The 24638-nt window shown below is 43.7% G+C and carries 25 protein-coding genes; 12 read left to right on the plus strand and 13 right to left on the minus strand.

Annotated features, from left to right (window positions below; all coding sequences use genetic code 11):
• Positions 1 to 54: 54 nt before the first annotated feature.
• The 6 genes from FD971_RS01810 to FD971_RS01835 all read left to right on the plus strand — a co-directional run bounded on the left by FD971_RS01810 (position 55) and on the right by FD971_RS01835 (position 7654).
• Complete coding sequence (locus tag FD971_RS01810) at positions 55 to 1698, plus strand: GMC family oxidoreductase (protein WP_215334422.1); 1644 nt, start codon at positions 55 to 57, stop codon at positions 1696 to 1698.
• Positions 1691 to 2620 carry an EamA family transporter gene (locus tag FD971_RS01815; RefSeq protein WP_215334423.1) on the plus strand — a complete coding sequence of 310 codons (930 nt, stop codon included), beginning with the start codon at positions 1691 to 1693 and terminating at the stop codon, positions 2618 to 2620. Before FD971_RS01810 ends, FD971_RS01815 begins: the two co-directional genes overlap by 8 nt.
• Positions 2621 to 2766: 146 nt before the next feature.
• Entirely contained in the window at positions 2767 to 3951 is a 1185-nt protein-coding gene (locus FD971_RS01820; RefSeq protein WP_215334424.1) for an ABC transporter substrate-binding protein, read from the plus strand.
• Positions 3952 to 4088: 137 nt separating this feature from the next.
• Positions 4089 to 4967: a branched-chain amino acid ABC transporter permease gene (locus tag FD971_RS01825; RefSeq protein WP_215334425.1), complete on the plus strand. Its 879-nt coding sequence runs from the start codon at positions 4089 to 4091 to the stop codon at positions 4965 to 4967.
• On the plus strand, positions 4967 to 6895 hold the full coding sequence (locus FD971_RS01830) for an ATP-binding cassette domain-containing protein (protein WP_215334426.1): 1929 nt from the start codon (positions 4967 to 4969) through the stop codon (positions 6893 to 6895). The genes FD971_RS01825 and FD971_RS01830 overlap by 1 nt, the downstream gene beginning before the upstream one ends.
• Before the next feature lie 30 nt (positions 6896 to 6925).
• Entirely contained in the window at positions 6926 to 7654 is a 729-nt protein-coding gene (locus FD971_RS01835; RefSeq protein WP_015420530.1) for an ABC transporter ATP-binding protein, read from the plus strand.
• A 79-nt stretch (positions 7655 to 7733) separates the two neighbouring features.
• Here FD971_RS01835 and FD971_RS01840 read toward each other — a convergent pair whose 3' ends face one another.
• Positions 7734 to 8231, minus strand: a complete 498-nt coding sequence (locus tag FD971_RS01840; RefSeq protein ID WP_251368657.1) for a hypothetical protein — start codon at positions 8229 to 8231, stop codon at positions 7734 to 7736.
• 59 nt (positions 8232 to 8290) lie between these two features.
• Positions 8291 to 9115: a sulfite exporter TauE/SafE family protein gene (locus FD971_RS01845; RefSeq protein WP_215334428.1), complete on the minus strand. Its 825-nt coding sequence runs from the start codon at positions 9113 to 9115 to the stop codon at positions 8291 to 8293.
• A 66-nt stretch (positions 9116 to 9181) separates the two neighbouring features.
• On the opposite strand from FD971_RS01845, the gene FD971_RS01850 reads away from it, so the two are divergent.
• Genes FD971_RS01850 through FD971_RS01860 form a run of 3 tightly spaced genes read left to right on the plus strand, consistent with a single transcriptional unit; the run spans position 9182 to position 10638 of the window.
• Positions 9182 to 10054, plus strand: a complete 873-nt coding sequence (locus tag FD971_RS01850) for an MBL fold metallo-hydrolase (protein WP_215334429.1) — start codon at positions 9182 to 9184, stop codon at positions 10052 to 10054.
• Positions 10055 to 10067: 13 nt separating this feature from the next.
• Positions 10068 to 10385 (plus strand): metalloregulator ArsR/SmtB family transcription factor, encoded by a 318-nt coding sequence (locus FD971_RS01855; protein ID WP_251368695.1) that lies wholly within the window; start codon positions 10068 to 10070, stop codon positions 10383 to 10385.
• A gap of 40 nt (positions 10386 to 10425) precedes the next feature.
• Positions 10426 to 10638, plus strand: a complete 213-nt coding sequence (locus FD971_RS01860; protein WP_215334430.1) for a DUF2892 domain-containing protein — start codon at positions 10426 to 10428, stop codon at positions 10636 to 10638.
• Between the two features lie 40 nt (positions 10639 to 10678).
• On the opposite strand, the gene FD971_RS01865 is transcribed toward FD971_RS01860, so the two are convergent.
• The 5 genes from FD971_RS01865 to FD971_RS01885 are packed head-to-tail and all read right to left on the minus strand — an operon-like array spanning position 10679 to position 13663.
• Positions 10679 to 11125: a hypothetical protein gene (locus FD971_RS01865; RefSeq protein WP_215334431.1), complete on the minus strand. Its 447-nt coding sequence runs from the start codon at positions 11123 to 11125 to the stop codon at positions 10679 to 10681.
• Positions 11122 to 11949 (minus strand): FAD:protein FMN transferase, encoded by an 828-nt coding sequence (locus FD971_RS01870; RefSeq protein ID WP_215334432.1) that lies wholly within the window; start codon positions 11947 to 11949, stop codon positions 11122 to 11124. The genes FD971_RS01865 and FD971_RS01870 overlap by 4 nt, the downstream gene beginning before the upstream one ends.
• The gene (locus FD971_RS01875; protein WP_215334433.1) at positions 11946 to 12500 is read right to left on the minus strand and encodes an FMN-binding protein; all 555 of its coding nucleotides are present in this window, start codon (positions 12498 to 12500) and stop codon (positions 11946 to 11948) included. Before FD971_RS01875 ends, FD971_RS01870 begins: the two co-directional genes overlap by 4 nt.
• A 33-nt stretch (positions 12501 to 12533) precedes the next feature.
• Positions 12534 to 12713 (minus strand): hypothetical protein, encoded by a 180-nt coding sequence (locus tag FD971_RS01880; RefSeq protein WP_215334434.1) that lies wholly within the window; start codon positions 12711 to 12713, stop codon positions 12534 to 12536.
• A 35-nt stretch (positions 12714 to 12748) separates the two neighbouring features.
• Positions 12749 to 13663 (minus strand): DUF6662 family protein, encoded by a 915-nt coding sequence (locus FD971_RS01885; protein WP_215334435.1) that lies wholly within the window; start codon positions 13661 to 13663, stop codon positions 12749 to 12751.
• A 148-nt stretch (positions 13664 to 13811) separates the two neighbouring features.
• Here FD971_RS01885 and FD971_RS01890 point away from each other — a divergent pair, with 148 nt between their 5' ends.
• Entirely contained in the window at positions 13812 to 14051 is a 240-nt protein-coding gene (locus FD971_RS01890) for a DUF3820 family protein (RefSeq protein ID WP_215334436.1), read from the plus strand.
• 4 nt (positions 14052 to 14055) lie between these two features.
• Here the strand turns inward: FD971_RS01890 and FD971_RS01895 are convergent, their stop codons facing one another.
• The 6 genes from FD971_RS01895 to FD971_RS01920 form a co-directional block, all read right to left on the minus strand.
• Complete coding sequence (locus FD971_RS01895) at positions 14056 to 15075, minus strand: DNA/RNA non-specific endonuclease (protein WP_215334437.1); 1020 nt, start codon at positions 15073 to 15075, stop codon at positions 14056 to 14058.
• 356 nt (positions 15076 to 15431) lie between these two features.
• A complete protein-coding gene (locus tag FD971_RS01900) occupies positions 15432 to 17282 on the minus strand; it encodes a TniQ family protein (RefSeq protein ID WP_215334438.1) in 1851 nt (616 codons plus the stop codon).
• 2 nt (positions 17283 to 17284) lie between these two features.
• Positions 17285 to 18295, minus strand: coding sequence for a TniB family NTP-binding protein (locus FD971_RS01905; protein ID WP_215334439.1), 1011 nt, complete (start codon positions 18293 to 18295; stop codon positions 17285 to 17287).
• Positions 18292 to 20307, minus strand: a complete 2016-nt coding sequence (locus FD971_RS01910; RefSeq protein WP_215334440.1) for a Mu transposase C-terminal domain-containing protein — start codon at positions 20305 to 20307, stop codon at positions 18292 to 18294. Before FD971_RS01910 ends, FD971_RS01905 begins: the two co-directional genes overlap by 4 nt.
• Complete coding sequence (locus FD971_RS01915) at positions 20304 to 20888, minus strand: hypothetical protein (protein WP_215334441.1); 585 nt, start codon at positions 20886 to 20888, stop codon at positions 20304 to 20306. The genes FD971_RS01910 and FD971_RS01915 overlap by 4 nt, the downstream gene beginning before the upstream one ends.
• 154 nt (positions 20889 to 21042) lie before the next feature.
• Positions 21043 to 21984: a hypothetical protein gene (locus tag FD971_RS01920; RefSeq protein ID WP_215334442.1), complete on the minus strand. Its 942-nt coding sequence runs from the start codon at positions 21982 to 21984 to the stop codon at positions 21043 to 21045.
• A 174-nt stretch (positions 21985 to 22158) separates the two neighbouring features.
• Between FD971_RS01920 and FD971_RS01925 the strand changes: the two genes are divergently transcribed.
• Together FD971_RS01925 and FD971_RS01930 are read left to right on the plus strand one after the other, a co-directional pair.
• On the plus strand, positions 22159 to 23190 hold the full coding sequence (locus tag FD971_RS01925) for an STAS-like domain-containing protein (protein WP_215302643.1): 1032 nt from the start codon (positions 22159 to 22161) through the stop codon (positions 23188 to 23190).
• 437 nt (positions 23191 to 23627) lie between these two features.
• Positions 23628 to 24587 carry a transglycosylase SLT domain-containing protein gene (locus tag FD971_RS01930; protein WP_251368658.1) on the plus strand — a complete coding sequence of 320 codons (960 nt, stop codon included), beginning with the start codon at positions 23628 to 23630 and terminating at the stop codon, positions 24585 to 24587.
• Positions 24588 to 24638 lie beyond the last annotated feature (51 nt).

Below are 24638 nucleotides of genomic sequence, written 5' to 3' on the forward strand. Positions count from 1 at the left end.
CGAAGATTTGGTAAATAATAGAGTTTAAAAATAAGCACCTATAAAAGTAGAGACATGAGCACAACAAGCCATCAAAACACCTACGACTACATCATCATTGGCGCTGGTAGCGCCGGCTGCATGTTGGCCAAGCGCCTCACCGAGAATCCCGCTAAACGCGTGCTCTTAATTGAGGCTGGTAAGAATGACAATTACATCTGGATCCATGTACCAGTTGGCTATTTATATTGCATCGACAACCCAAGGGCAGACTGGCGCTTTAAGACTGCGGCTGAAAAAGGTTTAAACGGACGTTCACTGCTGTATCCGCGTGGCAGAGTATTGGGTGGATGCTCCTCTATCAACGGCATGATTTACATGCGTGGTCAGGTTGGTGACTATGACTCCTGGGTGGCAGCAACAGGCGATGACTCTTGGTCTTGGCAAAATGCATTGCGTCGCTACAAATCATTTGAGGACTATCACGGCCCAGCTAGCCAGTGGCACAGCAAAGGTGGTGAGTGGACTGTTTCTAAGCAGCGCTTGCGTTGGCCCATCATGGATATCTTTAGGGAGGCAGCGGTACAAGCCGGCATTCCCTCATCAGATGACTTTAATCAAGGTGATAATTTCGGGGTTGGCTACTTTGATGTGAGTCAGCGCAAAGGTTGGCGGCTTAATACCTCCAAAGCATTTTTACGTGATGCGGCTAAACGGCTAAATCTCACGGTAATTACTGAGGCCATAGTTAATAAATTATTAATCGATGATGTCTCTAAAAATTGCTACGGCGTTCAATACATCAAAGATGGCAAAACAGTAAACGTGCTTTGCAGTAATCACAATGGTGGCTCTCAAGGCGAAGTGATTTTGAGTGCAGGTGCTATTGGTAGTGTCCAGGTGCTAGAGCGCTCAGGTGTTGGCTCAGCTGCACATCTCAATAAGCTGGGCATTCCGGTGATCGCAGATTTACCTGGCGTAGGTGAGAGCTTGCAAGACCATTTGCAATTACGCGTGATCTACAAGGTCAACAACATCAAGACTTTAAACACTAAAGCCAATTCTTTATTGGGTAAGTTGTTAATTGGTATGGAGTATGTATTTAAGCGCTCAGGTCCAATGTCCATGGCGCCCTCACAGTTAGGTGCTTTTGCATATAGCTCCCCAGATCAGCCTTCAGCAAATTTGGAATATCACGTACAACCTTTATCGTTGGAAAAGTTTGGTGAAGATTTACATTCTTTTAATGCGATTACGGCGAGTGTTTGTAACTTGCGACCAACATCTCGCGGTAGTGTGCACATCAGCTCGATTGATCCAGAAGCGCCTCCAGTGATTGCACCAAATTATTTGTCGACCGAGGAAGATCGCAAAGTAGCTGCAGACTCATTGCGACTCACGCGCAAGATTGTGGAAAGTCCTGCGCTCAAGCCGTATACGCCAGATGAGTACAAGCCAGGTAAGCAGTATCAAACTGATGAAGAGCTTATTAAAGCTGCTGGTGATATTGGTACAACGATTTTTCATCCAGTGGGCACTTGCAAGATGGGGCGCGATGATGATCCGATGGCAGTGCTCGATTCACAATTACGGGTGAGGGGTATTCATCATCTGAGAGTGGTTGATGCCTCTGCGATGCCGACAATTACCTCTGGCAATACTGCCGCACCTACGATGATGATTGCTCAACGCGCTGCTGAATTGCTTACTAGTGCGTAGTCTAAAAACACAAGGCAGTGCGCAGTCGCATTCCGGACTCCCAGCGAGTCACCTGCTGTTAGCGCTCGCCATTGTCGCTGTATGGGGCACTAACTTTGTAGTGATCAAGATTTCTCTTGATAGCTTCCCACCATTTTTCTTCGCAGCTCTGCGCTATATCTTTGTTTTATTCCCTTTTGTATTTTTTCTGCGCATACCCAAAGTGTCTTGGGTTAATTTGTGTATTTATGGTTTGGCCACCGGGGTGGGGCAGTTTGGGGTGATGTATTACGCCGTAGATAGTCAGATTTCTCCAGGCTTGGCTTCATTGGTAGTGCAGACGCAAGTTTTCTTTACGATTGGCTTTGCGATGGTATTTGCCAGGGAGGGTCTAAAGCCTTATCAAGCAGTTGCAGTTGCCATTGCCATGATTGGACTTGGGATTATTGCGCTGCACACAGATGCCACGACAACTTTCCTGGGTCTCGCACTTGTGGTGTTTGCTGGTTTCTCCTGGGGGATTGCTAATACCGTCAGCCGAAGGGCGGGCGCCATCAATATGCTGTCTTATGTGGTTTGGGCAAGCGCATTCTCCATTCCGCCCCTATTTATTGCTTCACTCATTTTTGAGGGCGGCGTTCATCAGTTATGGGAAGTCACCCTGTCAGCCCCCATGGGAGCTTGGGTCGGCGTACTTTGGCAGTCTTGGGCTAACACCCTATTTGGTTATGCGGCGTGGGGTTGGTTATTGTCAAAGCACCCGGCAGCCGTGGTAGCCCCCGCACCATTGCTAGTACCCATCTTCGGGATGGGGGCTTCAGCATTCTTTTTGGGGGAGGCTTTGCCAGCCTGGAAAGTCGAAGCTGCCAGCTTGGTAATTATTGGTCTGATTGTGAATCTCTTTTGGCCCAGCTTGCGAAGTAGGCTTGCTAAGTATTTTTAGAAAACGACCCCAACTCCACGGGCTAATGTAAAACCCTAATACAAGCCCCTTTTTTTGCCCCTACATTAACTGTAAGATGACTATTCGCTTTAAGTTGTACCTAAAAAAGAACTTATTTAATTAGCATTTTTAGTCATGGAGACTTTATGAATATTCGTCATCACATTTTTGCGGTAGCTGCTGCTGCTATGTTTACAACTGGCGCTTATGCTGCCGATATCAAACTTGGCCTTTCTGGCCCATTCACTGGTGGCTCTGCCTCTATGGGTGTAAGTATGCGTGATGGTGTGCGCTTAGCTGCTAAAGAAATTAATGCTGCAGGCGGCATTAACGGTAACAAAATCGTTTTGGTTGAACGCGATGACGAAGCTAAAAACGAGCGTGGCGTTCAAATTGCACAAGAATTGATTAACAATGAAAAAGTAGTTGCTACATTGGGTTACATCAACACAGGCGTGGCATTGGCCTCACAACGCTTCTATCAAGATGCGAAGATTCCAGTAATGAATAACGTTGCTACTGGCTCTATCTTGACCAAGCAGTTCCCTAATGCACCAGAAAACTATATCTTCCGTAATGCTGCTCCTGACAATATCCAAGCGCCATTGATCGCTAAAGAAGCAGTTGAGAAGCGTGGCCTGAAGAAGGTAGCGATTTTGGCTGACTCTACAAACTACGGTCAGTTGGGTCGTGAGGACTTAGAGAAGGCATTGAAGGGTTATGGCGTAACACCAGTAGCGGTTGAGAAATTCAACATTGGTGACGTTGATATGACTTCACAATTGCTCAAAGCAAAAAATGCTGGTGCTGATGTGATTTTGACTTACGCAATTGGACCTGAGTTGGCGCAAATTGCTAACGGTATGGCGAAGTTGGGTTGGAAGAAGCCAATGATCGGTTCATGGACATTGTCTATGGCCAGCTTCATTGATACAGCGGGTAAGAATGGTAACGGCGCAACAATGCCACAAACCTATATTCAAACTCCATCTACAACTGCTAAGCGTAAAGCTTTCCAAGCAGCTTACTTGGCCGAGTTCAAGCCGAAGAACAACAACATTGCATCTCCAGTTTCTGCAGCGCAAGGATATGACTCTGTTTACCTCTTGGCTGCTGCGATCAAGCAAGCAAACAGCACAGAAGGGCCAAAAATTGTTGCAGCATTGCAAGATTTGAAGACTCCAGTTGATGGTGTTGTGATTACTTACAACAAGCCATTCTCTGCAACTGATCACGACGCTATCAAGATGAAAGACGTAGTGATGGGTGTTGTTGAAAATGGTCGTGTTGAGTTCTTGAATGCTGAGGACGCAACTCCGAAGAAGAAGTAATTCATGCTAAGTAGCAGGCAAGTTATTTATTGCACTGCAACATTAGAAATACAAAGCGCCGCCCAAAAAGCGGCGTTTTGCTTACAATGGCAGATTCGTTAATAAAACAGTTTTAAGTATCTTTTAGGCCAAGAAAAATGGACATGCTTGCACAAATCCTCTCGAGCGGTATCGCTGTGGGGATGATCTATGCGGTAATCGCTTTCGGTTTCCAGCTCACTTTTGCCACCTCAGGCACCTTGAACTTCGGTCAAGGTGAAGCGCTGATGTTGGGTGCTCTAGTAGGTTTAACCTGCGTAGACACTTTCGGCATGAACTACTGGGTCATGATTCCAGTAGTGTGTTTATTTGGAATGATTCAGGGTGGCTTTGTCGAGCTCATCGGTGTTCGCCCAGCAATCAAAATTAAATCTGAGTTTGGTTGGATTATGTCCACCATCGCTCTCGGTATTATTTTTAAGAACGTCGCTGAAAACATCTGGGGTCGCGACGCTTTGCCATTCCCATCACCATTGCCAATGGAGCCAATGAGCTTCTTGGGCGCGAGTATTCTGCCGATGGAAATTTTGGTAGTCGTTGGTGCGCTTGTAATGATGTTATTAGTTGAGTTCTTTAACCGTAAAACAATTTACGGTAAAGCAGTGGTTGCTACAGCGAATGACCGCGATGCTGCTGGCTTGATGGGTATTAACACCAGCGTCGTAATTACCTTCTCCTATGCGCTCTCCTCTTTAACTGCCGCATTTGCTGGTGTCTTGATTGCACCTTTGACGCTCACTGGTGCAAGCATGGGTGGCGCATTAGGTTTGAAAGCATTCGCCGTGGCGATTATTGGCGGCTTGTCTAGCGGTATGGGAATTATTGTGGGCGGCCTAATTTTAGGAATTGTAGAAACCGCTACTGGTTTTTACGTCTCCACTGGCTATAAAGATGTTCCAGGTTTGATCTTGCTGTTGCTTGTCCTTGCATACAAGCCATCTGGTCTCTTTGGTAAATCTGCAATTAAGAAAGTTTAATGATGAAGAAGTCCCTAATCCCTCTATTAATTGCAATCGCGGCGCTGTTTACTCTGCCGCTATTCATTCACAATCCTTATTACATCCACTTGGTTGAAACCATTCTGATCTACACCATCTTGTTGTTTGGTTTAGATATTGTGGTGGGTTATGTTGGTCAGGTTTCCTTAGGTCATGCAGCACTCTTTGGTATTGGTTCATATACCGCTGGTGTGCTGTATTTCCACTTTGGCTGGACTATTTGGGGAACCCTCCCAGCATCTATCGTGGTAACCGCGATATTCGGTGGCATCTTGGCTCTACCAGCGTTAAAGGTTATCGGACCTTACTTGGCGATGGTGACCTTGGCTTTTGGAACCATTGCACAGATCTTGATTAACGAGATGACGTGGTTGACTGAAGGCCCATTGGGCATCAAGATTCCTAAGCCTGAGCTAATGGGCGTGCCGATGACTAAAGCAGAGTATTTCTGGATGGTCGGCATCATCTTGATTCTCTCCATGATCATCGTAGACCGTTTTGTTAAATCACAAATTGGTCGTGCGTTTGAGGCATTACGCGATAGTCCTATTGCCTGTGACTGTATGGGTGTCTCCGTATATCGCTTTAAAGTCATTGCGTTTGTAATCAGCGCCGGCTTTGCTGGCTTAGCCGGTTGCTTGTATGCCTACTCTGAGCAGTACATCTCACCAAATACCTATAACAACGAACTGGCAGTTTTGTTCTTGCTAGGCATCATCATGGGTGGACGTAAGTCACGCATTGGTGCAGTTATTGGTGCGGCGATTATTGTGTTGTTGCCAAAACTCTTGGATGACATTAATTTGTTCCGTATTGTTGCTTCGGTCATCGCTATCGTGGTTGTCGTCGGTGCGGCAATGGCGCTGTCTAAACAGGCCACAACATTAAGGCGTGTAGCCGTGCCTATCTCTGGTGTCGTTGGCTTGGCAGCGTTTTCATTCTGGCTCGACACAATCTCTGATTGGCGCCTGAGTATTTTCGGCTTCATGATTTTGCTAGTGGTGTACTACTTGCAAAACGGTATTGTTGGTTTTGCGAAGAGCTTCTACCAATCGATTGCTGGCAAGACTAAAACTACTCGTGGTGAAGAAGTTGAAGCAGTGGATGACTCCATCAGCTTTATCAGCAAAGTTAGCGATCAAAATACCGGTGCTGAGCTCCTGAAGGTTGACTCAGTATTGATGCAGTTCGGTGGTTTGAAGGCATTGAACAACGTTGATCTGAGCATCAAGCGTGGCACTATTCATGGTCTGATCGGTCCTAACGGTTCCGGTAAGAGCACGATGATGAACGTGTTGACAGGTATTTATGTGCCTACAGCAGGTAACGTTCTCTATGCCGGTCAAAGCGTTGTGGGCCGCACATCTTCAGATATTGCACTTTCTGGTATCGCTCGTACTTTCCAGAACGTTCAGCTCTTCGGTGAAATGACAGCCATCCAAAACATTTTGGTTGGTCTGCACCACACCTTTAAGTCCAATATGGTGGAGATTGCACTGCATCTACCGCGTTACAAGAAGGAGGAGGCAGAGGCGCATGCTCGTGCAATGGCTCTTCTTAAGTTCGTTGGCTTGGATGACTTGGCAAATGAAGAAGCGCGCAACTTGCCATACGGTAAGCAGCGTCTCTTAGAGATTGCTCGTGCCTTGGCTTTGGATCCAGAACTGCTCTTGTTGGATGAGCCAGCTGCTGGTTTGACAGCGCCGGACATTAAAGAACTCTTGCGCATTATTCGTAAGATCCGCGATAGCGGTATTACCTTCATCCTGATTGAGCATCATATGGATGTGGTGATGTCAGTATGCGACACCGTTTCTGTATTGGACTTCGGTCAGAAGATTGCAGAAGGTAAACCAGCTGAAGTTCAGGCAGACGAGAAGGTGATTCATGCCTACTTGGGTACTTAATCACTAGAACATATTGAATCGGTAAATACCATGTTATCTATTAAGAATCTTGAAGCAGGCTACGGCAAAGTAAAAGTTCTGCACGGCATCAATATTGATGTTCCTAAAGGACAAGTCATTACTTTGATCGGGTCAAACGGCGCCGGTAAAACAACCACCATGCGTGCTATTACCGGCATGATTAAGCCAACTGGCGGTGAAGTGACATTGGGGGGTGAAAAAATTGATGGTTACGACTCTCATAAAATTGCCCGCCTTGGTTTAGCGCATAGCCCAGAAGGTCGTCGTGTCTTTACGACCATGTCAGTAAATGACAATCTCTTGCTGGGCGCATTTCCACGCTTTACAGGTAGCCGTCCGAAAGGCGACATTAAGAACGATTTAGAGCGTGCTCTAGAAATGTTCCCGCGCTTAAAAGAGCGTCGAAATCAATTGGCTGGTACCTTGTCAGGTGGTGAGCAACAGATGTTGGCGATGGCCCGTGCTGTGATGCTCAACCCAGAGATCATTCTTTTGGATGAGCCATCAATGGGTCTGGCACCAATTTTGGTTGAGGAGGTATTTAAGATTATTTCTAATCTCAAATCACAGGGTGTGACCATGTTATTGGTTGAGCAGTTTGCTGCAGCAGCATTGAACGTGGCTGACTATGGTTATGTTTTAGAAAACGGCAAGATTGCTACTCATGGCCCAGCCGACAAGTTGATGCATGATCCAGCTGTCAAAGCGGCTTACTTGGGTGGTGCTGGCGGTCACTAAGATTTAGCAGCTTCCTGTTTGTTAAAAAGCCCTCGAAAGAGGGCTTTTTTATTGAGGCGTAATGAAGCGGTCCACTTAGCTAGTTCTGGAGTAGTGAGATTGACTCTCGTATTAATAGGGCGCGATAGCCCATATACATAGCGACACCTACAAAGCCCAGTAGAAATAGCTTGGGGACAATAGCGCCCTCTGCTACCAATTCTGAATTCAGAAGTCCGATAGCAACTCCCAAGAAGAATAGGGCACCAAGCCCTAAGACAATCCAATTCTCATGCTTGCTCACTTGCTGAGTGAGGTTGGCATAGGCGAGCACCTGAAAGCTATCCCCTTTTTGATATCCGGACACTCTCAGAGTATCGCCATTAATTACCACCATCGGTGTCGAGAATTTAGCTTCAATCGCACGATGACCTAAATTAAATTTGGATACAAAGAATCGCTGGTAATAAACAGAAGAATGATCGTGAGTAGGCTTTTCAGGATTTACATATTCCAGAAGCTCATTATTGAGATTGCTGACCGTTCCAGAAATAGTGCTCACAGAGCTAGTTAGAAAAGAGCTGGGTTTTAGAGTCATGAGTAAAGCTCCCAACAGCATGAGAGAAAAAATAAGAAGAAAGGACGCAAGTGGACGTTTCACAGATTCAAAGTTAGCACTCCCTTGGTGAGTAAGCCAATGGCAATCACCAAGGTAAAGATCGAGAAAATGAGCTGGGTATGCGGACCGCTTAACTTTTTACCTAAGAGCATCCCAAGCAATAGTCCACCCAATGCGGCAAGCGAAAATGGAGCCGCAACTACAATATTTAGGTTGCCACTCATTGCTGAGAAAATTGCTCCACCTCCAGTGATGATGGCCAGTACTCCAAGTGAAGTAGCGACAATCGATTTGACTGGCAGGTCGGTGTAGCGTTTGAGTGCTGGGACGATGATAAATCCACCACCTACACCTAGCAATCCCGATAAAAACCCAGCTAGACTACCGGCGAACATCAGGGCCCGCGCACAGGGTAGGGTCCACTGAAGTTTTCCTATGGCTGGATTCATTAGGCATGGGGGTGGCTTTCTGCTTGCTTCGGGTATGCCATTGATCTGATTGCGCGCCTGGCTTAAGAGACGTAGAGCAACATACAGGAGGATCAGGCTAAATATGATTTGCAGGGGAGCGTTCGGAATCTGTGGTGCCAGCCAGAGGCCCAAAGGCGAAAGCGCTAAGCCAAAGATCGCCATGAACCCAGCCGCCTTATAGCGCAAGATCTTATTTCTAAGGCCTAGGATGGCCCCAATACTAGAGGCAAGGGCAACGGCGCACAGTGCAATTGGCGCTGCCTCCGCAATAGGCAGCCCCAGGAAAAAGACTAATAGTGGGACCGATAAAATCCCGCCCCCAGCGCCGGTAAGACCCATAAGAACGCCCACTAGGATTCCTAGCGAGGGGCTGATAAGAATTGAGTAGTCCATTGCAATTTATTTTAGATTAATATAGTATATAAATATATATAATATTTATGCTACCGAGGAAATATTTTGACTGCAAACCATACCCCCCTGATTAAAGACTTTTTTGATCCAGAGACCTGGACCTATACCTATGTGGTTTATGAGGGTGATGGCAGCCCCTGCGTGATTGTTGACTCTGTTCTCAATTACGACCCTAAATCAGGCAGAACAACTACGAAGTCTGCTGATGAGGTGATTAGCTTCGTTAAGGCACACCAGCTGCAGGTAGATTGGATTTTGGAGACCCATGCCCATGCAGACCATTTAACTGCTGCCCCTTACTTGCAAAGCCACTTGGGCGGCAAATTAGTCATTGGGGATCACATCACCAATGTCCAAACCGTGTTTAAAGGCGTCTTCAATCTGGATGATCGCTTTAAAGCTGATGGCGCCCAGTTTGACTACTTGCTTAAAGAGGGTGAGTCACTCGCTTTTGGAAATCTTTCTTTGAAAGCACTTTTTGTACCGGGCCATACTCCTGCTTGCATGGCATATGAAATCGGTGATGCCATCTTTGTGGGCGATACCTTGTTTATGCCGGATGTCGGTACAGCTCGCTGTGATTTTCCTGGTGGCGATGCAAAGACACTCTATCGGTCTATTCAAAAGCTCTTGTCTTACCCTGGACAGACCAAGCTGTTTATGTGTCATGACTACCCGCCAAATGGACGCCCAGCCATGGGTGTGACTACCGTTGCTGATGAGAAGGCAGGCAATATTCACGTGCATGACGGTATCACTGAGGATCAGTTTGTACAGATGCGTACAACGCGAGATAAAACCTTGGAAATGCCAACATTAATTTTGCCTTCTATTCAGGTGAATATTCGGGCTGGGCATTTTCCTGAGCCAGATGCTAATGGCGTTGCGTACCTAAAAATTCCTTTAAACGCACTCTGATTGTGAGATGACAATGAATATGCCTATCTCAAAAGCAGAGTTAAAAAAGATGCAGTCATCGGCAGATGATGCTTGCAAGCTCATGAAGGTCTTGTCTAACCGTGATCGCATGATGCTCTTGTGTGAAATTGGGCAAGCAGAAAAATGCGTTGGTGAGCTGGAGGCAGCATTAGATTTGCATCAGCCAACCTTGTCCCAGCAGCTAACCGTATTACGTAAGGAAAAGCTGGTTAAAACACGTAGAGAGGGTAAGCAAATTTACTACTCGCTATCAAGCCAGGTCGCCGTAGCAGTCATGAGCTTGTTATACAAGCACTACTGCAAGAAGTAGTCGTAAAGAATTATTTAATCGTTTTTAAAGGGAGTTCAATATGAAATGTAACGTCGGTGGTATCGATCGTATCTTAAGAATCTCGGTAGGTATTGTGCTGGTAGTACTTGTAGCCAACGGTATCGTAGGCTGGTGGGGTTGGCTTGGACTAATTCCATTAGCTACGGGTATTTTCCGTTTCTGCCCAGCTTACCCATTATTGGGAATGAATTCTTGCGGAACATCTAGCGACAAAGATTCTTGCTGCAAGTAAGTCTTCTTAAGTTTGATTAAGGCGTATTGAGAAATAAAACTCAATGCGCCTTATTTCCATTTGGGGTGACCGCTTTCTTTGCATAAACACCATGTAATAAAAAGATAGCAAAGAAAGCAAGGCCAATTACCCAGTGGGTTGTGATGACGCTATCTCGAATTTCTTCAGGGCCGTAGTACAACAAGGCGCCTGATATCAATAAAGTAGCCAAAAAAGCCAATTGGCTTAAACCGCTCCACAGCTTTCTCTTCGACTTGAGGCCCGCCTTGAGGTGAAAGGGTAAGACCGAACCCAAAGCCATCGTAGCCATCATTGCGGCAATGCCATGCCACATCAATATTGAGTGAGCGCCCAATGCAGCGCCTTGAATATGAAATTCATGACCAAGTAAATAGGCTGTGCCGGTGAGTGAGCAGCTCAACATGCCAATGAGTACAAAGTGTCTTTGCCATGCCGGCATCTTGCCAAGGCGACTGGTATTTTTCATAAGGTGGTGATGTGAGGAATTTTGATGGCTTGGGCAGAGAAATGGCTCAAGCAAGGATGTTGGGTGTTGCCAGAGATACTGACCACTTTAGTTAATGCGTCCGCATAGACGCATTCACCGGCGATGACTGAATAAGACTCAGAAAACTCAATGTGTTCTTGATTGAGGGGGTTGACCATATAGCTTTTGGCATCAGCGTCGCGCTTTGAAAAGTAGAGGCTACTAGTCGCAATAGCACCTAACTTCATACTGCCAATCTGAATTAACTCCAGAGGCTTCCTCGGATTTCGGATTTGAATATCCTGAGTGCAATTTCCAAAGACGCGCATATCACCACCAGCATTGACCGAGCCAGATGGGATGTCGTTAGCAAGTAAAGCCTCTACCGCCTTATCAACTGCATACCCTTTGGCAATGCCACCAAGATCAAGGCAGAGTGGAAGCTTAGATTGAACCAAGTTTGACTCAATAAAGCGAAGATCTTCAATGCCTCCGAATGAGTGATCATCCAGTCTGACATGCCTTGGAAGCAGACCTGCCTCTACCAAGCGATGGCCAATTCCACAATTAAATATGCCTTTAGACTCAACATAAATCTCTTTGGCAATGGTTAGCACCTCAGCTGTCCAGGGGTGAATGCGAATCGGCTCCAAGTAAGATCTGGCATTAATTTGAGAAAGCTCGCTGTCAGGATCATGAAAGCCCATCAAAGATTGAACCTGTTCAATGGCCCTGAATGCCATCTCTATTGCATGGAGTGAATGCCCTCCATCTTCGGTTGAAATTTCAACAAAGGTACCTAAGAGTGGTTTGCAGCGAATCATTTTGCTTTTGGCGCTTGAGATTGATTTTTGAGCGCAATGTCATAAAGCACTGCAACACGTTTGACGCCATCAGTGAGATGTTTGCAGGAGAGTGTGGCGCCACCAATATTTTGAATATCTTGATTAAGCTTAATAGGGTCTGACGCAGTTTTGCCGATAAATTGATTGCGCCACTGGGCTTCAGCCACTTCATAGCCATAGGATTCAACATACTCTAGGATCTCGATGCCGGTGACTGCGCCTGATGGGCTCAGTGCAACGGCATAAGTAATCATTTCGTGTTTGCCTACCACCTCATCTACGATGAACCAACTTCCGTCAGCCGCCTTCCAAATGCGATCCCCTTGAAAAACTTGTCGAACGCTAGATGCTGAGCGCATTTTGTCTTGTAGTTCATCTGTAATGATGATGGGATTTTTAACAAGCGGTTTATTGGGTATGAGTATCTTTTGCGCTTGTTCGACGGATACATAAATCTTGGCGTGCGCTACGATCGGTGCCGTTGTTGCAGCAAGACCAGCTATTAATAGAGAGTTAAGTTTCCAGTTCATGTTCTAAATTCTTTTGCTAGAGGGTGATATAAATTAATTAGCCAGTAATTCATTGGCTTGAAAGCAAAGCTCATCAAGATCTTCAGTGCTTTCGCTTATCTGGGCCAAGGCCTCAAACATCATCAAAGCTCGCTCTCTCGCAGTGGCGCAATGGGTGGATTGAAACTTAATCAAATGTATTAGTGCAGCCATTAATAAATTTTGCTTTTCCATAGTTACCTTTAAATTAAAAATACGAGAGATCTTGTTTAGTTCAGTGGGAAGCCGACTTTGACAATGAATTCATTTACTGAGTGACTATCCCAAACGCGAGCATTGGAGCACTCTGCAGTTCCATCACCCATGCAGTTATTACCTTTGAGTTGATAGCGCCAAGCACCGGTAACCCACCAGTCTTTTTCTGCGTAATGTAAGTTGGGGCCAACAAAGGTAGCTCTTTGCACTTGGTTTTGTAGGTTGTAGCTAGAGTAGTCATTATGAAAACGTGCCTCAACGCCACCAGACCACTTGGGTGCAAATCGATAGCTCGCCCCCACCAGGAAATCCAGCATTGACTCAGGGACATTGCCATTTCCAACGAACTTCAATTGCTCATTAGCGACAACTACGTTTCCAGCCAAAACCAATTTGTCATCTATAAAGTTTGATTGCAGTAGCAAGCGTGCTTCAATTTCATTTTTGTTCTTGCCTATAGTTGGCTCTAAATATAGTCCGACTCCGACTGGAGAGGTGACTGGATTGGTAATGCGATAGATCGCCTCTAAAGCCCCACCTTCAATGCCACCCTTTCTGTAGGGTGAGGCAGGATTGTGTGATTCGGGGACAGGCTGTCCGCTAGTGCAGGATGCGGCGCCATCGCATGCATCTGAGTTGGTGTAATTTTGATTTGCATTCACGTAATAGGCATTAAGGTAGCCTGCAATCTGAAAGTCATTCGTGACGCCATATTCCAATTCTGATCTAGAGAACCATGCGTTATAGGATCCTGCCGCTTGTTGTTTATTCAGTTGTAAGCGCTGCTCGAACTCCAACTTACCCTTTGGCTGTAGATCAAGGGTGTAGATCCATCCAAATGCGCCTTCACCCGCATTGGCGAATGAGAAGTGCAGGGCGGTGGCTAATAGGATGCTGAAGGCAACAAGTCTTTTGATAGTCAGTTTCATGGTGTTATGGGTCTGGTTAGTAAAAGTAATTGAGAATCATTCGTAATATACAGCAAATGAGAATAATTCTCAATTGAGAAAATGACCCTATGTACTTAGGTGTTGAGATTTGCCTGGAGTGAATGCCAAGCTTGTAAGATCCATAGCTATGGATTCAGAAGCCCTTGTGAAGCTGGTCACAATGAAGATGCCTTATGGCAAGCATGCTGGTCGTGCGCTTGCGGACTTGCCTGGTAATTACTTGGCCTGGTTCGCTCGCGAGGGTTTTCCTAAGGGCGAGCTTGGTCAGCTCCTGGAGCTAATGCACACCCTAGATCACAATGGATTGCGAGGCTTGTTGGCGCCCATTCAGCGGGCCCATGGAATTGCTCCCCGCACTCAGGGGTAACAATTTATTTTGTGCGTACTATCGCTATGACGCGATTGCGTTCATAAGTCACATTAGGTGTGTCCGGCGGGCTGCTTTGCGAGAGTGTAACCACGATTGAGCTCTGAGCTTCAATCTCTTTCGCTAGGCTTTGAGCCAAACTGAGGTTGCGGTCATATTGAAGTTCTATGCTGGCAACCTTTCCAGCCTTGATGTTGGAGGTGATTGCTGCAACTTTGTCGGGTGAGTATTGATCGAAAAAGACTGGATACCATCCTCCGACGAGCTGTTTCGACTCGGATGCCTGCTTTTCAGTTGCTTGGTTAGGTCTGATCTCAGCAGCATTCACTGGAAGATGAAAGTCGATACTAGTTTTCTGGATTAATTCAGCATAAGAGATTGGCGCGCTCATTTGTGCATCGTCGGTATTCTCAACCCAATAAGCCCAAGCCAATTTTTTATTTGGGTCGTAGACTAACTTAAATAAATGACTCGGAATGGTGACCTTACCTTTGCCGATGCTGCCAGCATAACCAACTGAGCCAGTAAATACATATATATTGCCTTGTGCGCGCTTGATGTACATCCTGGTAGGCTCTTCAACCCGTTTTACCCAGATGCCCTGATTGTTTTGTCTGGCCTGCGGCATCATGTTAGCTAGGGAGAATGACTGAGCCATCCCCCGCTCGCTAGTCATATCACCCGCTGGCACGTTATGTCCTCGGTCGAAACCACTGCCTCGATAGTCTGTCAGCAGTGCGCGCTCACTCAAGGGCAGCCTAGCCTCCTCATAAAACTGATTGGTACGACGAGGATGTGGTGCTTGGAGTTGCACGCCATTGAGTTTCTCAACGGTATAGACGGGCTTTTTATCTACTGGTGAGTAGTAGATTGCAAAATCATCAAAACAGAGGTCTCTTCCCGCCTGAGTTGTGGTCGGAACCTGCTGGGCTGGGAACAGATCCTTGCATTGGTCAAATAGGGCAGAGGCACTCAACGGTAGCCAAAGCGCTATTAAGGTGAGTAGTCTGGCTAGGAGTTTCATTGGATATCAGTGTAATGAGTGTGAACCTCAGGAGTGCGGGCTTTAGTTTTCTGAGTGTCACTGGCTAGCCCTAGAGCCGATATTTGTTGGTACTTTTATATGCTTTTGAGTCAAGCATCAGGACAAATGAGCGATCTTCAATTGATGAAACTATGAGTGAGCTAATGGGCTCGATAACACTACCGGTAGAAAGATAAGCCGGATTGAATACTAGATGTACGGGTTAAGACGTTCTTTTGAAGCCCAAAATGTGCGATTACACATAAGCTGCAACTCCATATTCAATAAAATCAATAGGTTATTAATTTACTGGCCGCCAAAAGCTGAAAGTAATTTACGTATAAGTTGCAATTTTCTTAAGTAATTTGCGCATAAGTTGCAATTTTCTCAAAGTCACTTGTAAATTCGTTTTGAAGAAAATAGTTATTTAGTCGCTTCTCAAAAGAGGCGGGGAGAAATAAGTGGTCCTCTTTTTCAATTACCCCTGGGATTGAAATTGTCCATAAACCAAGCAACTCAATAGCATTTATGGTTTTCTCAAATGACTGACTGTGTTTAGCTGCAATTTTGCTGACATTTATAAAGTGAGTCTCAAACCGATCAATAAATGATCGGGTAATGATCTTGCCGTTGGGTTCTTCACGGTATTGAAGATATCCAGTGCGCATTAAAAATTCAATTCCTGTTTTATTTGTGCGAATATCACAGGCCGCTTGAGCAATCGAAAGCCCTTCATTTTGAATTGCAACTCTTTTTTGAGAAACATATTGCTTAATTTCTCTCTTATATAAAATTAAGCTCGAGAGCTTTTTCCCAAAGCGTCCTCGTACTGTAATTTTATCCTCTAAAATTCCCTTCAAAATAGAAATTTTTATTTCAACATCAATTGACTTCTTTTCTAAGACTTTCTCAAGCGTTATGAATTGTTCATTTCTTACCGAGGTACGTCTGAAGCCAACTATATTCTTTTTCTTAATGGTTTCAAGAATCTCATCTAGAACCTCTTTGAGCCAGGGAAATTTAAGAGATTTTGCTTTTTCTGTGATTAGATAATCACTCATAACTCCACTGCTCCAAAATAAGCCGAGAATATTATGAGGAACCCCTATGTAATCCGCAGCCTCTGTTAGGGTGAGAATTTTGTTATCCGTATGGGATGATTTTTCCTTGGGGGGTAAGTTGGGAAAATCATCAAAATAAGATACATGGGTGAGATTAGGTTTGCCCTTTAATGGGCTTGGAAATGTAAATTGATTTGAAAAGAGCAACAGCTCATTAATTAGAAAGTCAGTATTTTTGTCAAAATTGCTATTGTTGGTTAATTCATTAATTAGTTTCTTTATTTGTGTTGAATGTAAATATTTTTTTCCAAACTTATCAGCGGCATTAAAGTATCTATCTAAAAAATCTGCATACCCTTCAGGCCATCTTGAAAACATTGCTACACTCACATTAACGGCATTTGTTACGCCCAAGGTGGCGTCGTCTCTGGTTATAACTCTATCTTCGTGCGGTTCATAAAAACTACTCACTTTGCTATTTTTATGCAATATTTCCAACAGTTGCTCTAGCTGAAGTTTTTCGAAGTGGCTTAAGGGGAACCGATATGTATTTGGCAGGTTGTCAGTAAATTTTTCATTGAGTTTTGCGTAAATAATTCCCATCAACTCTGTGTGCGACTTTTTCGAGGGTTCTAGAGGAGCATTTGTATAATCAGCACCGCATTTACATTTGAGTAGCCCAGGCCTAAACCAGCTTATCGGATTAAGGCATGATTGACATTTAGTGATGGGTTTTACTTTATGCCTTGGACACGCAATTGCAATAGATAGGTCCCAAAAAGCATTAATATGACCATCTTCTTTTACGCAAATAGGGCAAATCTTTGCTTTAATAGTTATAAGGCGTTGGTGCCGTTGATTGCATCCGAGTTGCCGCCCAAGTATTTTTAACTTTGATGCTGATTTGCTGTCTGTGTGCGAATATCTATCAAGTCTATTTTCTGGAAATCCAAGAATTTCTGCAAATTTTTTTGTGGAGATATTTCTTGACCCGGGAGTGAGTTTCTCGGTCCCCAACATTTTTGCAACTAAAGAGGGTGATAGATAGCCATTTGCTTCTGATACTCTTAATAAATAGCCTCGCAGGCTTTCATATCTGAATGGCTTTGGGGTTACCACAAGAAGATTATTTTCATTTGCCTGCAAAACTAACCCCTAAGCGACTTGATCCCTCGGGGATTCAAATTTGTTGGTCTAGAAATGTCTGAGTGATTTAAATTTATTTTTGGCAATCCTATTTGTGCAACTTTCGCTAAAACTTCATTTGGCTGCGCCTGTATGAAGTTCCTTGAAAATGGATCAAAGTTTGACAGGATTTGTTCGTCTCTCCATATCGATGCTTCATAAGCAATTTTTAGGTCTTCAATCGTAATGATCTTCTTGTTTGTATCCAGGGCTTCCCAGACTGCATGTCGCAATAACTTGCTCAAATATCCAATAAGGCCACCAGTTGCGCAATAGCATCTAAATGCCATTTCATTTGAGTCCAGTGGGGGTATATCAAAATGAGAGCTTATTGATTTATGAAAGGCTCCTAATATTCCCACGAACTCCTCTCTTTGGTCGATATCTCCCCAATCAAATCTTGGCAAAACTATCGGGGCAAAAAATCTTCCTGCAAGCTGCTCATTCTGGTCTAGTACCGCTTTACAAGTGGGGAGCCCTGCTACAACTAAGGCGCATTTAGTATCGTCAACTAATATCTTTAACCAGTCGGCAACATAGTGCATTACTTTGTGCGTCCCCTTATCATAAAAGTGTTGAAATTCATCAATGATTACCATTGATGTTTTAGCGCTTCTCATTAAGAGTTTTAACCTCATTGTTTTGGCGTTTTCAGTGCCAGAGTAACTTTGTGGGTCACCCAATGCGCGAAGCATAATTTCGACTAAACCTTTTACGGTGGGTTTTGATGGGGTCTTTACCATTAAAATCGGGGCTTTGACACCATCCTCATCTCTTTTGGGTGGATGATTATGGTAGAAAGCTTCTAGCGCTCGACTCTTTCCAGTTCTAGATTCGCCAATTAAGGCCAGGCAGACTGGTTCTGGACTATCTAAAGAATACCGCATACATTGCTCGATGCGCATAGTAGCTGTTGAGAATGCGGTGTGAGGAACTAGAGTGGATTCGACAATATGCCTCTTTAATGCACTCATTCGGTTCCCCAATTTAAGGTCCGATTGGAGATGATTGGCTCAAATGTCCTTATCTTGCGTTGACTCGCTTGTACATTTCTAGGGGCATCGGGCCCTATATCATCCACGGCATTGCTTTTTAGGCTTGTTGAATGACCTAGTTGAGGAGCTGGCAATTCATCAATTGGACTTACAGATTTTGAAATTAAGCTCTTATCTCCCCTAAATCTATTAACCTTTTGTCGAATTTTCTTTGGTCCTGTTTTTAAGTCTTGATCAATCCAATCTTGAATCATTTGCTTTGCCTGAAGGCAGCCAAATACATCATCTTTATCGAGATGTTTTTGGGAAAGCCTTTTGCAAATTCGATGCTGATACTTCGAAAGTCCTTTTGCGTAGTGATTAAGTAGTGCTGGAACTGTGATTAATTCATTGTTACTCGGGGATAGTACGATAATTTGACCCAAGTCTGAGTCATCAATTTGAATTTGGACCTGAAGCTTTGTGCCAAACCGCCTTCTTAATGCTGCTAATTCTTGTGAGTTATAAAGTAGTCCATCGAGCTCTATACCTTTGTGTGTTAAAACCCTTGTTTCGCTACGACTTAAGATGGCATCTAATTGAGCAACATTATCGGGGAGTAATATATCGCCCGAATTAATACTGGATTTCCAAATCGAGGCAGGGCTTGCTTTCAGACTACGGTGAAGTTCTTGGTGGTATACATCTGCTATCCATGTGCGATAAATTTTTTGAAATGTGCTGTATTTAATGACCGCATGTTTTACTGGGTCGTACTCACCTTTATCAAAAATATTACTAAAAGTCGTTCCGGGGTTGCCGTGTGCAAGTTCTTTATTTATGGTTCCAAGAAAGCGTTCAATTTTTCCCTTGAACCATGGCGTTTTTCTTGCTGAATAGTGAATTTCTATGCCAAGGGAGTAACAGGCTTTCTCGAGATTCTCACCATGAAATTCCATTCCATTATCAACTACTAGTTCGCGCATTACTCCGTGAGCATCCCAGGCGGATTTTATTTCTGGGTATTCCTCTCTTAGATTTGCTTTTGGGAGAATTGCCATCTTCAAGCATTGAGCAACTGTCAAAAAGCTTGGGGGTTCAAAGCTCACTGATATCCCAAGAATGCATCTAGAATAATCATCAATACATGCTGTGATCCATGGTCGACCAAGCGGAAACCCGTTCTCATCAACCAACATGAGATCCAATTGAGTATGGTCAATTTCGGCTCTCTCTAATGGGGCTTGAGTTATGCGGTGAGATGTAACTGTGCGAAATTTATTGAGGGCTATATTCCTCCCGTCTCTCGCCATGCAGACATCAAAAGCTGGTATCGCAGAAATTAGTCTTTTAATCAATCTTGGGCTCGGCAACGGCAGTTGCATGCTTTGCACAAGCAGCGAATTTTCTTTTAGAACTAGAAGAGTTGCTCTTTCAAAAACCTTTTTTAGATTTCCTTTTTCTGGAGTGAGGTAAATTTCATCGATAGCTCTATTTACTATAGCCTCTACCTCCTTAGGGTATCTACTGCCGGTATTGCCTTTCTTGCTATGGTTATCGGCCAAGGACATGATGTCTTGACCAGACTTCATGTATCTTTTTTTCCACCTGTACACGGTGCTCCAATTTGGTGGCTTGGGTAATGTATTTTGGCTAATCATTACCCAAACTTTTCTAATTAACGGCTCAAATGCTTTTAATGAGTTGGGGGAGTCGATAACTGCGTTGACATAGGCCCTCTTGATTTTTAGGGTTTGCCAATCCTCATCGCTAAGTTCAGAGGTTAAGTTAGGGATTTTTTGGCGAGGATCTTTTTCAGTTATGAATCCCTCATTAAAGACTAATTTTCTATTTAAATATAGTTTCTCAAGTTCGGCAATTGATAACCTTATTAAATTACCAGTGTTAATTTCTTCGCACTGCCATGAATGATTCTCAACCCTTTTTCTCAGTACATATGACTCACCTTCAATTTTAATTTTGACGCCTTTTGTTAATGAAGAGCAGCTCATAATCTCTCCTCTCTTAATGGCTCCAAAAAAGATTTGCGCCATTGAAAAATGGTTTTGTTTGACCATACTTGATTAATGTCAAAGTAAATGTACCCCTCTATCACCAATCTACATATAATTTTTGGGCCCTGTGGTCCAATAAGCCCGGATTTCAGCTCACCCCAGCTGATGGTTCCGTGGCGCTCTAAGTAACGAAGCGCTTTTTCTTTCTCTACTATGCCGATGGGGTTTGCTCCATATCGCAACAAGGCTATAGTGTTTTGTTTTTTGGGCTGAAGTGTTAGACTTTTTGGGTCAACGGTGCGCCAGCTATAGCCCATCTTTAAAAGTTGACTTTTAAAAGCCTCTATATTTGTGATGGACATCCCATCAGTCATATCGGACCACTTCTTTATTTCCCAAACTTCCTTGTACTCATAAGATTTAACGAGTAAGTCTGGGTACCGATGAAAAGTCTTGCCATCAATTTCGTATTGAATTTCCATTGGAGATTCGTGAAATGAACTAATGGTTGGTGTGATATCTAGTAATCGAAAAGCATGAAGTTGGTCAATATTTTCCCAATGCAGCATATGACCCATTTTTAGACTTGGGTACTTGCCAGTTGGCTTGGTGTTTGACCGAGAGATTACTCGCTTGATTCTTGTCTCGCCTGCCTCGGGCATTCTTATTTGTATAATTTTAAGCATTTATTTATTTGGTTTAGCCAGCTATACTAGATTAATTAAAAAAAACTTACCTTTTTAGGAAATGAGTTAACAGCTGCAGTGAGGTTTCTAGTTTGTATGTCGGATCATTGCGCTTGGGTTTGCGAATTAGAGTCAATTTCTTATTATCTAAAGCTAAGATCCCGCAGTTATTAGGAGTACTCTTGGTTCCATAATCAGGATTGAATTCACAAAATGCTATCCAAATGTAATCACAGTATTTTGCTTGGACATAAAGGGGAGAACAGTCTTGCCTAGGATTGTTATTAGCTTTAATTTCAACCCCATGAAACTCTAGTCCGCTTTTATTTTCCAGCACAATCATTGCGTCAAAGCAGATACGCTTACCCCCATCATTTTTTTGCATGAGACAGAAGTTTGGCATCACCACTTCATACTTATTTTTATTTTCCATCTCCATCCAGTTATTGTCTGGAGAATTTAGGCAAACAAGCACCTGGGCTTCATTGATGCTCGCTTGATTTTTGGGATCCGCTAAGTCTATTTTGGGCCTCGATACGCCCGTCCCTCTCGATGTTTTACCTTCCAAACTTTTTCTATATGCAATCCAAGTGGACCGCAATTCATTTCTCTTGATATTTTCAGATAGAACTCTTTTTGCTAGAGTTATAAAAACATCTCGTGGAGTTACTCGTTCAATTTTTTCAAGAATTTCTAAGTTTTCAGGACTAATCTTCGCAGATAAAGTTTTGAATTCTGGGGCTGTTATCTTATATATTTTTAGTTCTTCCTGAAGGTTTTTGTAAAACTTTGCAGCTCTAAAGTATCTCCATAGACTGCTCTCACTCAGCGACAATTTTTTGCTGACATCAATTAGCCACTCAGTAAATGATTTATGGGTTGATGACCATTCTCCGGTTGCTTCATTGGAGAGCAAAAATTCAGCCATAACCACCCATGAGTTAGATGAGGATTGGAGGGGGGTGTCATTGATTTTTTTAATTTCCATTTTATTAGTTTAGCTGGCTAAAGTGAATTTGTCAAATGTTTTTTTCAGTTATTTAGTAAAGAGCTTATTAAGAGCGTGCTTATTTTATCGGATAACTTTACAGTTAGTCATTTTAAGTTTATAGTTTAATGACTTTAACTTTATATTAAACCATTTTTAACTTGGCAGTCAATAATGTCTAAACCATCAAGACTTAATCAACTTATAGCAAGCGTAACCGAGGATGTTGTAGCACATCCCGCTGATCTGACGCGCCATTACATGGGTAAGCTGAATATTTCCAGGGTTGGCGCAAATAACTATATTAAACAGCTAGAGGAGCAGGGTTGGATTGCCAGAAGTGGGCCATCTACAAGGCCTTTGTTTAGTCCTGGGTATCAAAGGCATGTCTCAAGGCTCTACGAAATCGAAAATCTTGAGGAGGATCTGGTTTGGGCTAAGGAATTTAGGCCATATTTCAGCCTTGCACCAAATGTCTTTAATATCGTAAATCATGGCTTTACCGAGATGTTAAATAATGCAATTGACCACTCTGGAGGGAGTGAGGTTTTTATTTGGGCTCGGCAAACCGAAACCCGTTTTACATTGGCTATATCTGACAATGGAATTGGCATATTCGCAAAAATCGCTACCGCACTTAATTTGCCAGATATGCGACAAGCTCTTTTTGAGCTGTCAAAGGGTAAATTTACAACCGACCCAAGTAGGCATAGTGGTGAGGGCGTATTTTTTACTTCTCGGATGTTTGATTGGTTTGAAATAAATGCTAATAACTTAGAGTTCCATCACGATCAAAAGCTTGTGGAGGATGTATTGCATGAAGCAAAGGGGATATTTCCTGATGGAACAGTTGTCTTTATGAGTATTGCTTTAGATAGCATGCGAACTACAGCCGATGTCTATGCGGAATATACAAATGCTCCCGATGATTTTGATTTTTCTAAAACCGTGGTTCCAATGAAGCTTGCGCAGTATGGGGAAGAGCATTTGGTTTCGAGGTCCCAGGCAAAAAGATTGATAGCGCGATTTGATAGGTTTAAAAGGGTGGTGCTTAATTTTGATGGGGTGCAAGAAATTGGTCAGGCATTTGCGGATGAAATTTTCAGGGTTTATGCCAATGAGCACCCCGATGTCGAGTTGATACCAGAAAAGATGACTAAACAAGTTCAGGGTATGTGGTTGAGGGCTGTGGCTCCAAGAATTTAGTGAATTTCACTATAGGTAGTTGTTGCGTTTCTCATTCTGACTATTAGTAGATGATTTAACGTTTTTATTGCTTGCAATTTATGGGGTCCAAACTTGCAGCTTATGGGGTCTAAATTGCAATTTATGCGTAAACGCACACCCAAAAATAGTAAAAAAATTGGATTTTGAGCCCTTTTTTATTATATGAAATAAGTCCCCACTAACTTCTATAAGTTATTGAAGTTAAAGGGTTAAATATCTATCTAAGTCCCTATATTAGGGATCTTACTTATTTCAAGACCTAGAAGTTATGGAAATAGAGTTCTTTATTCTTGACTTGATATAAGAACCTTCTTAGGATGGCTCATGTTTATTACTTATTGCATCGCAACATAAATCAGATCTTCGATTTTTGGAGTGTTGCAAAACCATAAATGATTAAAAGTTTTTCTGCCAATTTGAGTGACACACAACTAGCGCAGCCCGTAACGGCTGGTGCCAAAGAGTTGCTAGCTCACGCCCTCTCACCTGTCTACCGGGTGATGAACGGCCTATTGATTGTGAGTGTTTTCATGATTGTGGGGCTCTGGCTATCTGGCAATGGCACCCAAGCTGGTGCATTTGATTTGGCTCGCATCCTGGTCCCGGATGAGGCTCGCCATATGGTTTGGCAGAATGGTTTTGGGGTGCTCGATCAGTATCAAGAGGAGGCTCCTAAGGCTCTAGCCGATAAAGAAATCACTAATGTGATCTACGGAAAGCCTGCGCCTGCCTCTAGCACTGGCCTGACAAGCGCCAAGCAGCAAACGGTTGCCTTATTGATGCCCTCAGTGGCTCATGCCCAAGTCAAGCCGATTTCGCATTTATCGGACCGTATCCCGGCGTCAAAAATTGATCCTCAAGCACTCGATTCCAAGTTGATGGTATCCATCCAGAATCAACGTGCGGTAGCTGACTTCTTTGAAAAAAAATACAAGTTAGATCGCGCCAAGATTGAGGAATATGTTTCTAACACGGTGTTGATTGCAAAAGAGGTCAACATTGATCCAGTCCTCTTGCTTGCCGTGATTTCAGTAGAGTCAAACTTCAATCCATTGACAAAAAGTCATGCCGGTGCGGAAGGTTTGATGCAGGTGATGACTGCGATTCACAAAGATAAGTATGCCTTGTATGGTGGCGCGAATGATGCGATTAAACCTGAAGTGAATATTCGAGTTGGCGCTTATATCTTGAAGTACTTGATCGCAACTAGTGGCTCATTACGTAATGGCTTGAAATACTATGTTGGTGCTGCAAATGCAGAGACAGACGGTGGCTACACCGACAAAGTAATGGCTGAAAGAAATCGTCTAATTAGTTTATGCCAGCCAGCAACGCAAAATAAAGTAAGCCCAAGTGATAAGAATTTGAATTCATAAGTTCACCACTTTGTTCTTAGGAAAAATAAAGGCCACTCGATGAGTGGCCTT

This window comes from Polynucleobacter sp. AP-Ainpum-60-G11 (assembly GCF_018688375.1).
Lineage (GTDB): Bacteria > Pseudomonadota > Gammaproteobacteria > Burkholderiales > Burkholderiaceae > Polynucleobacter.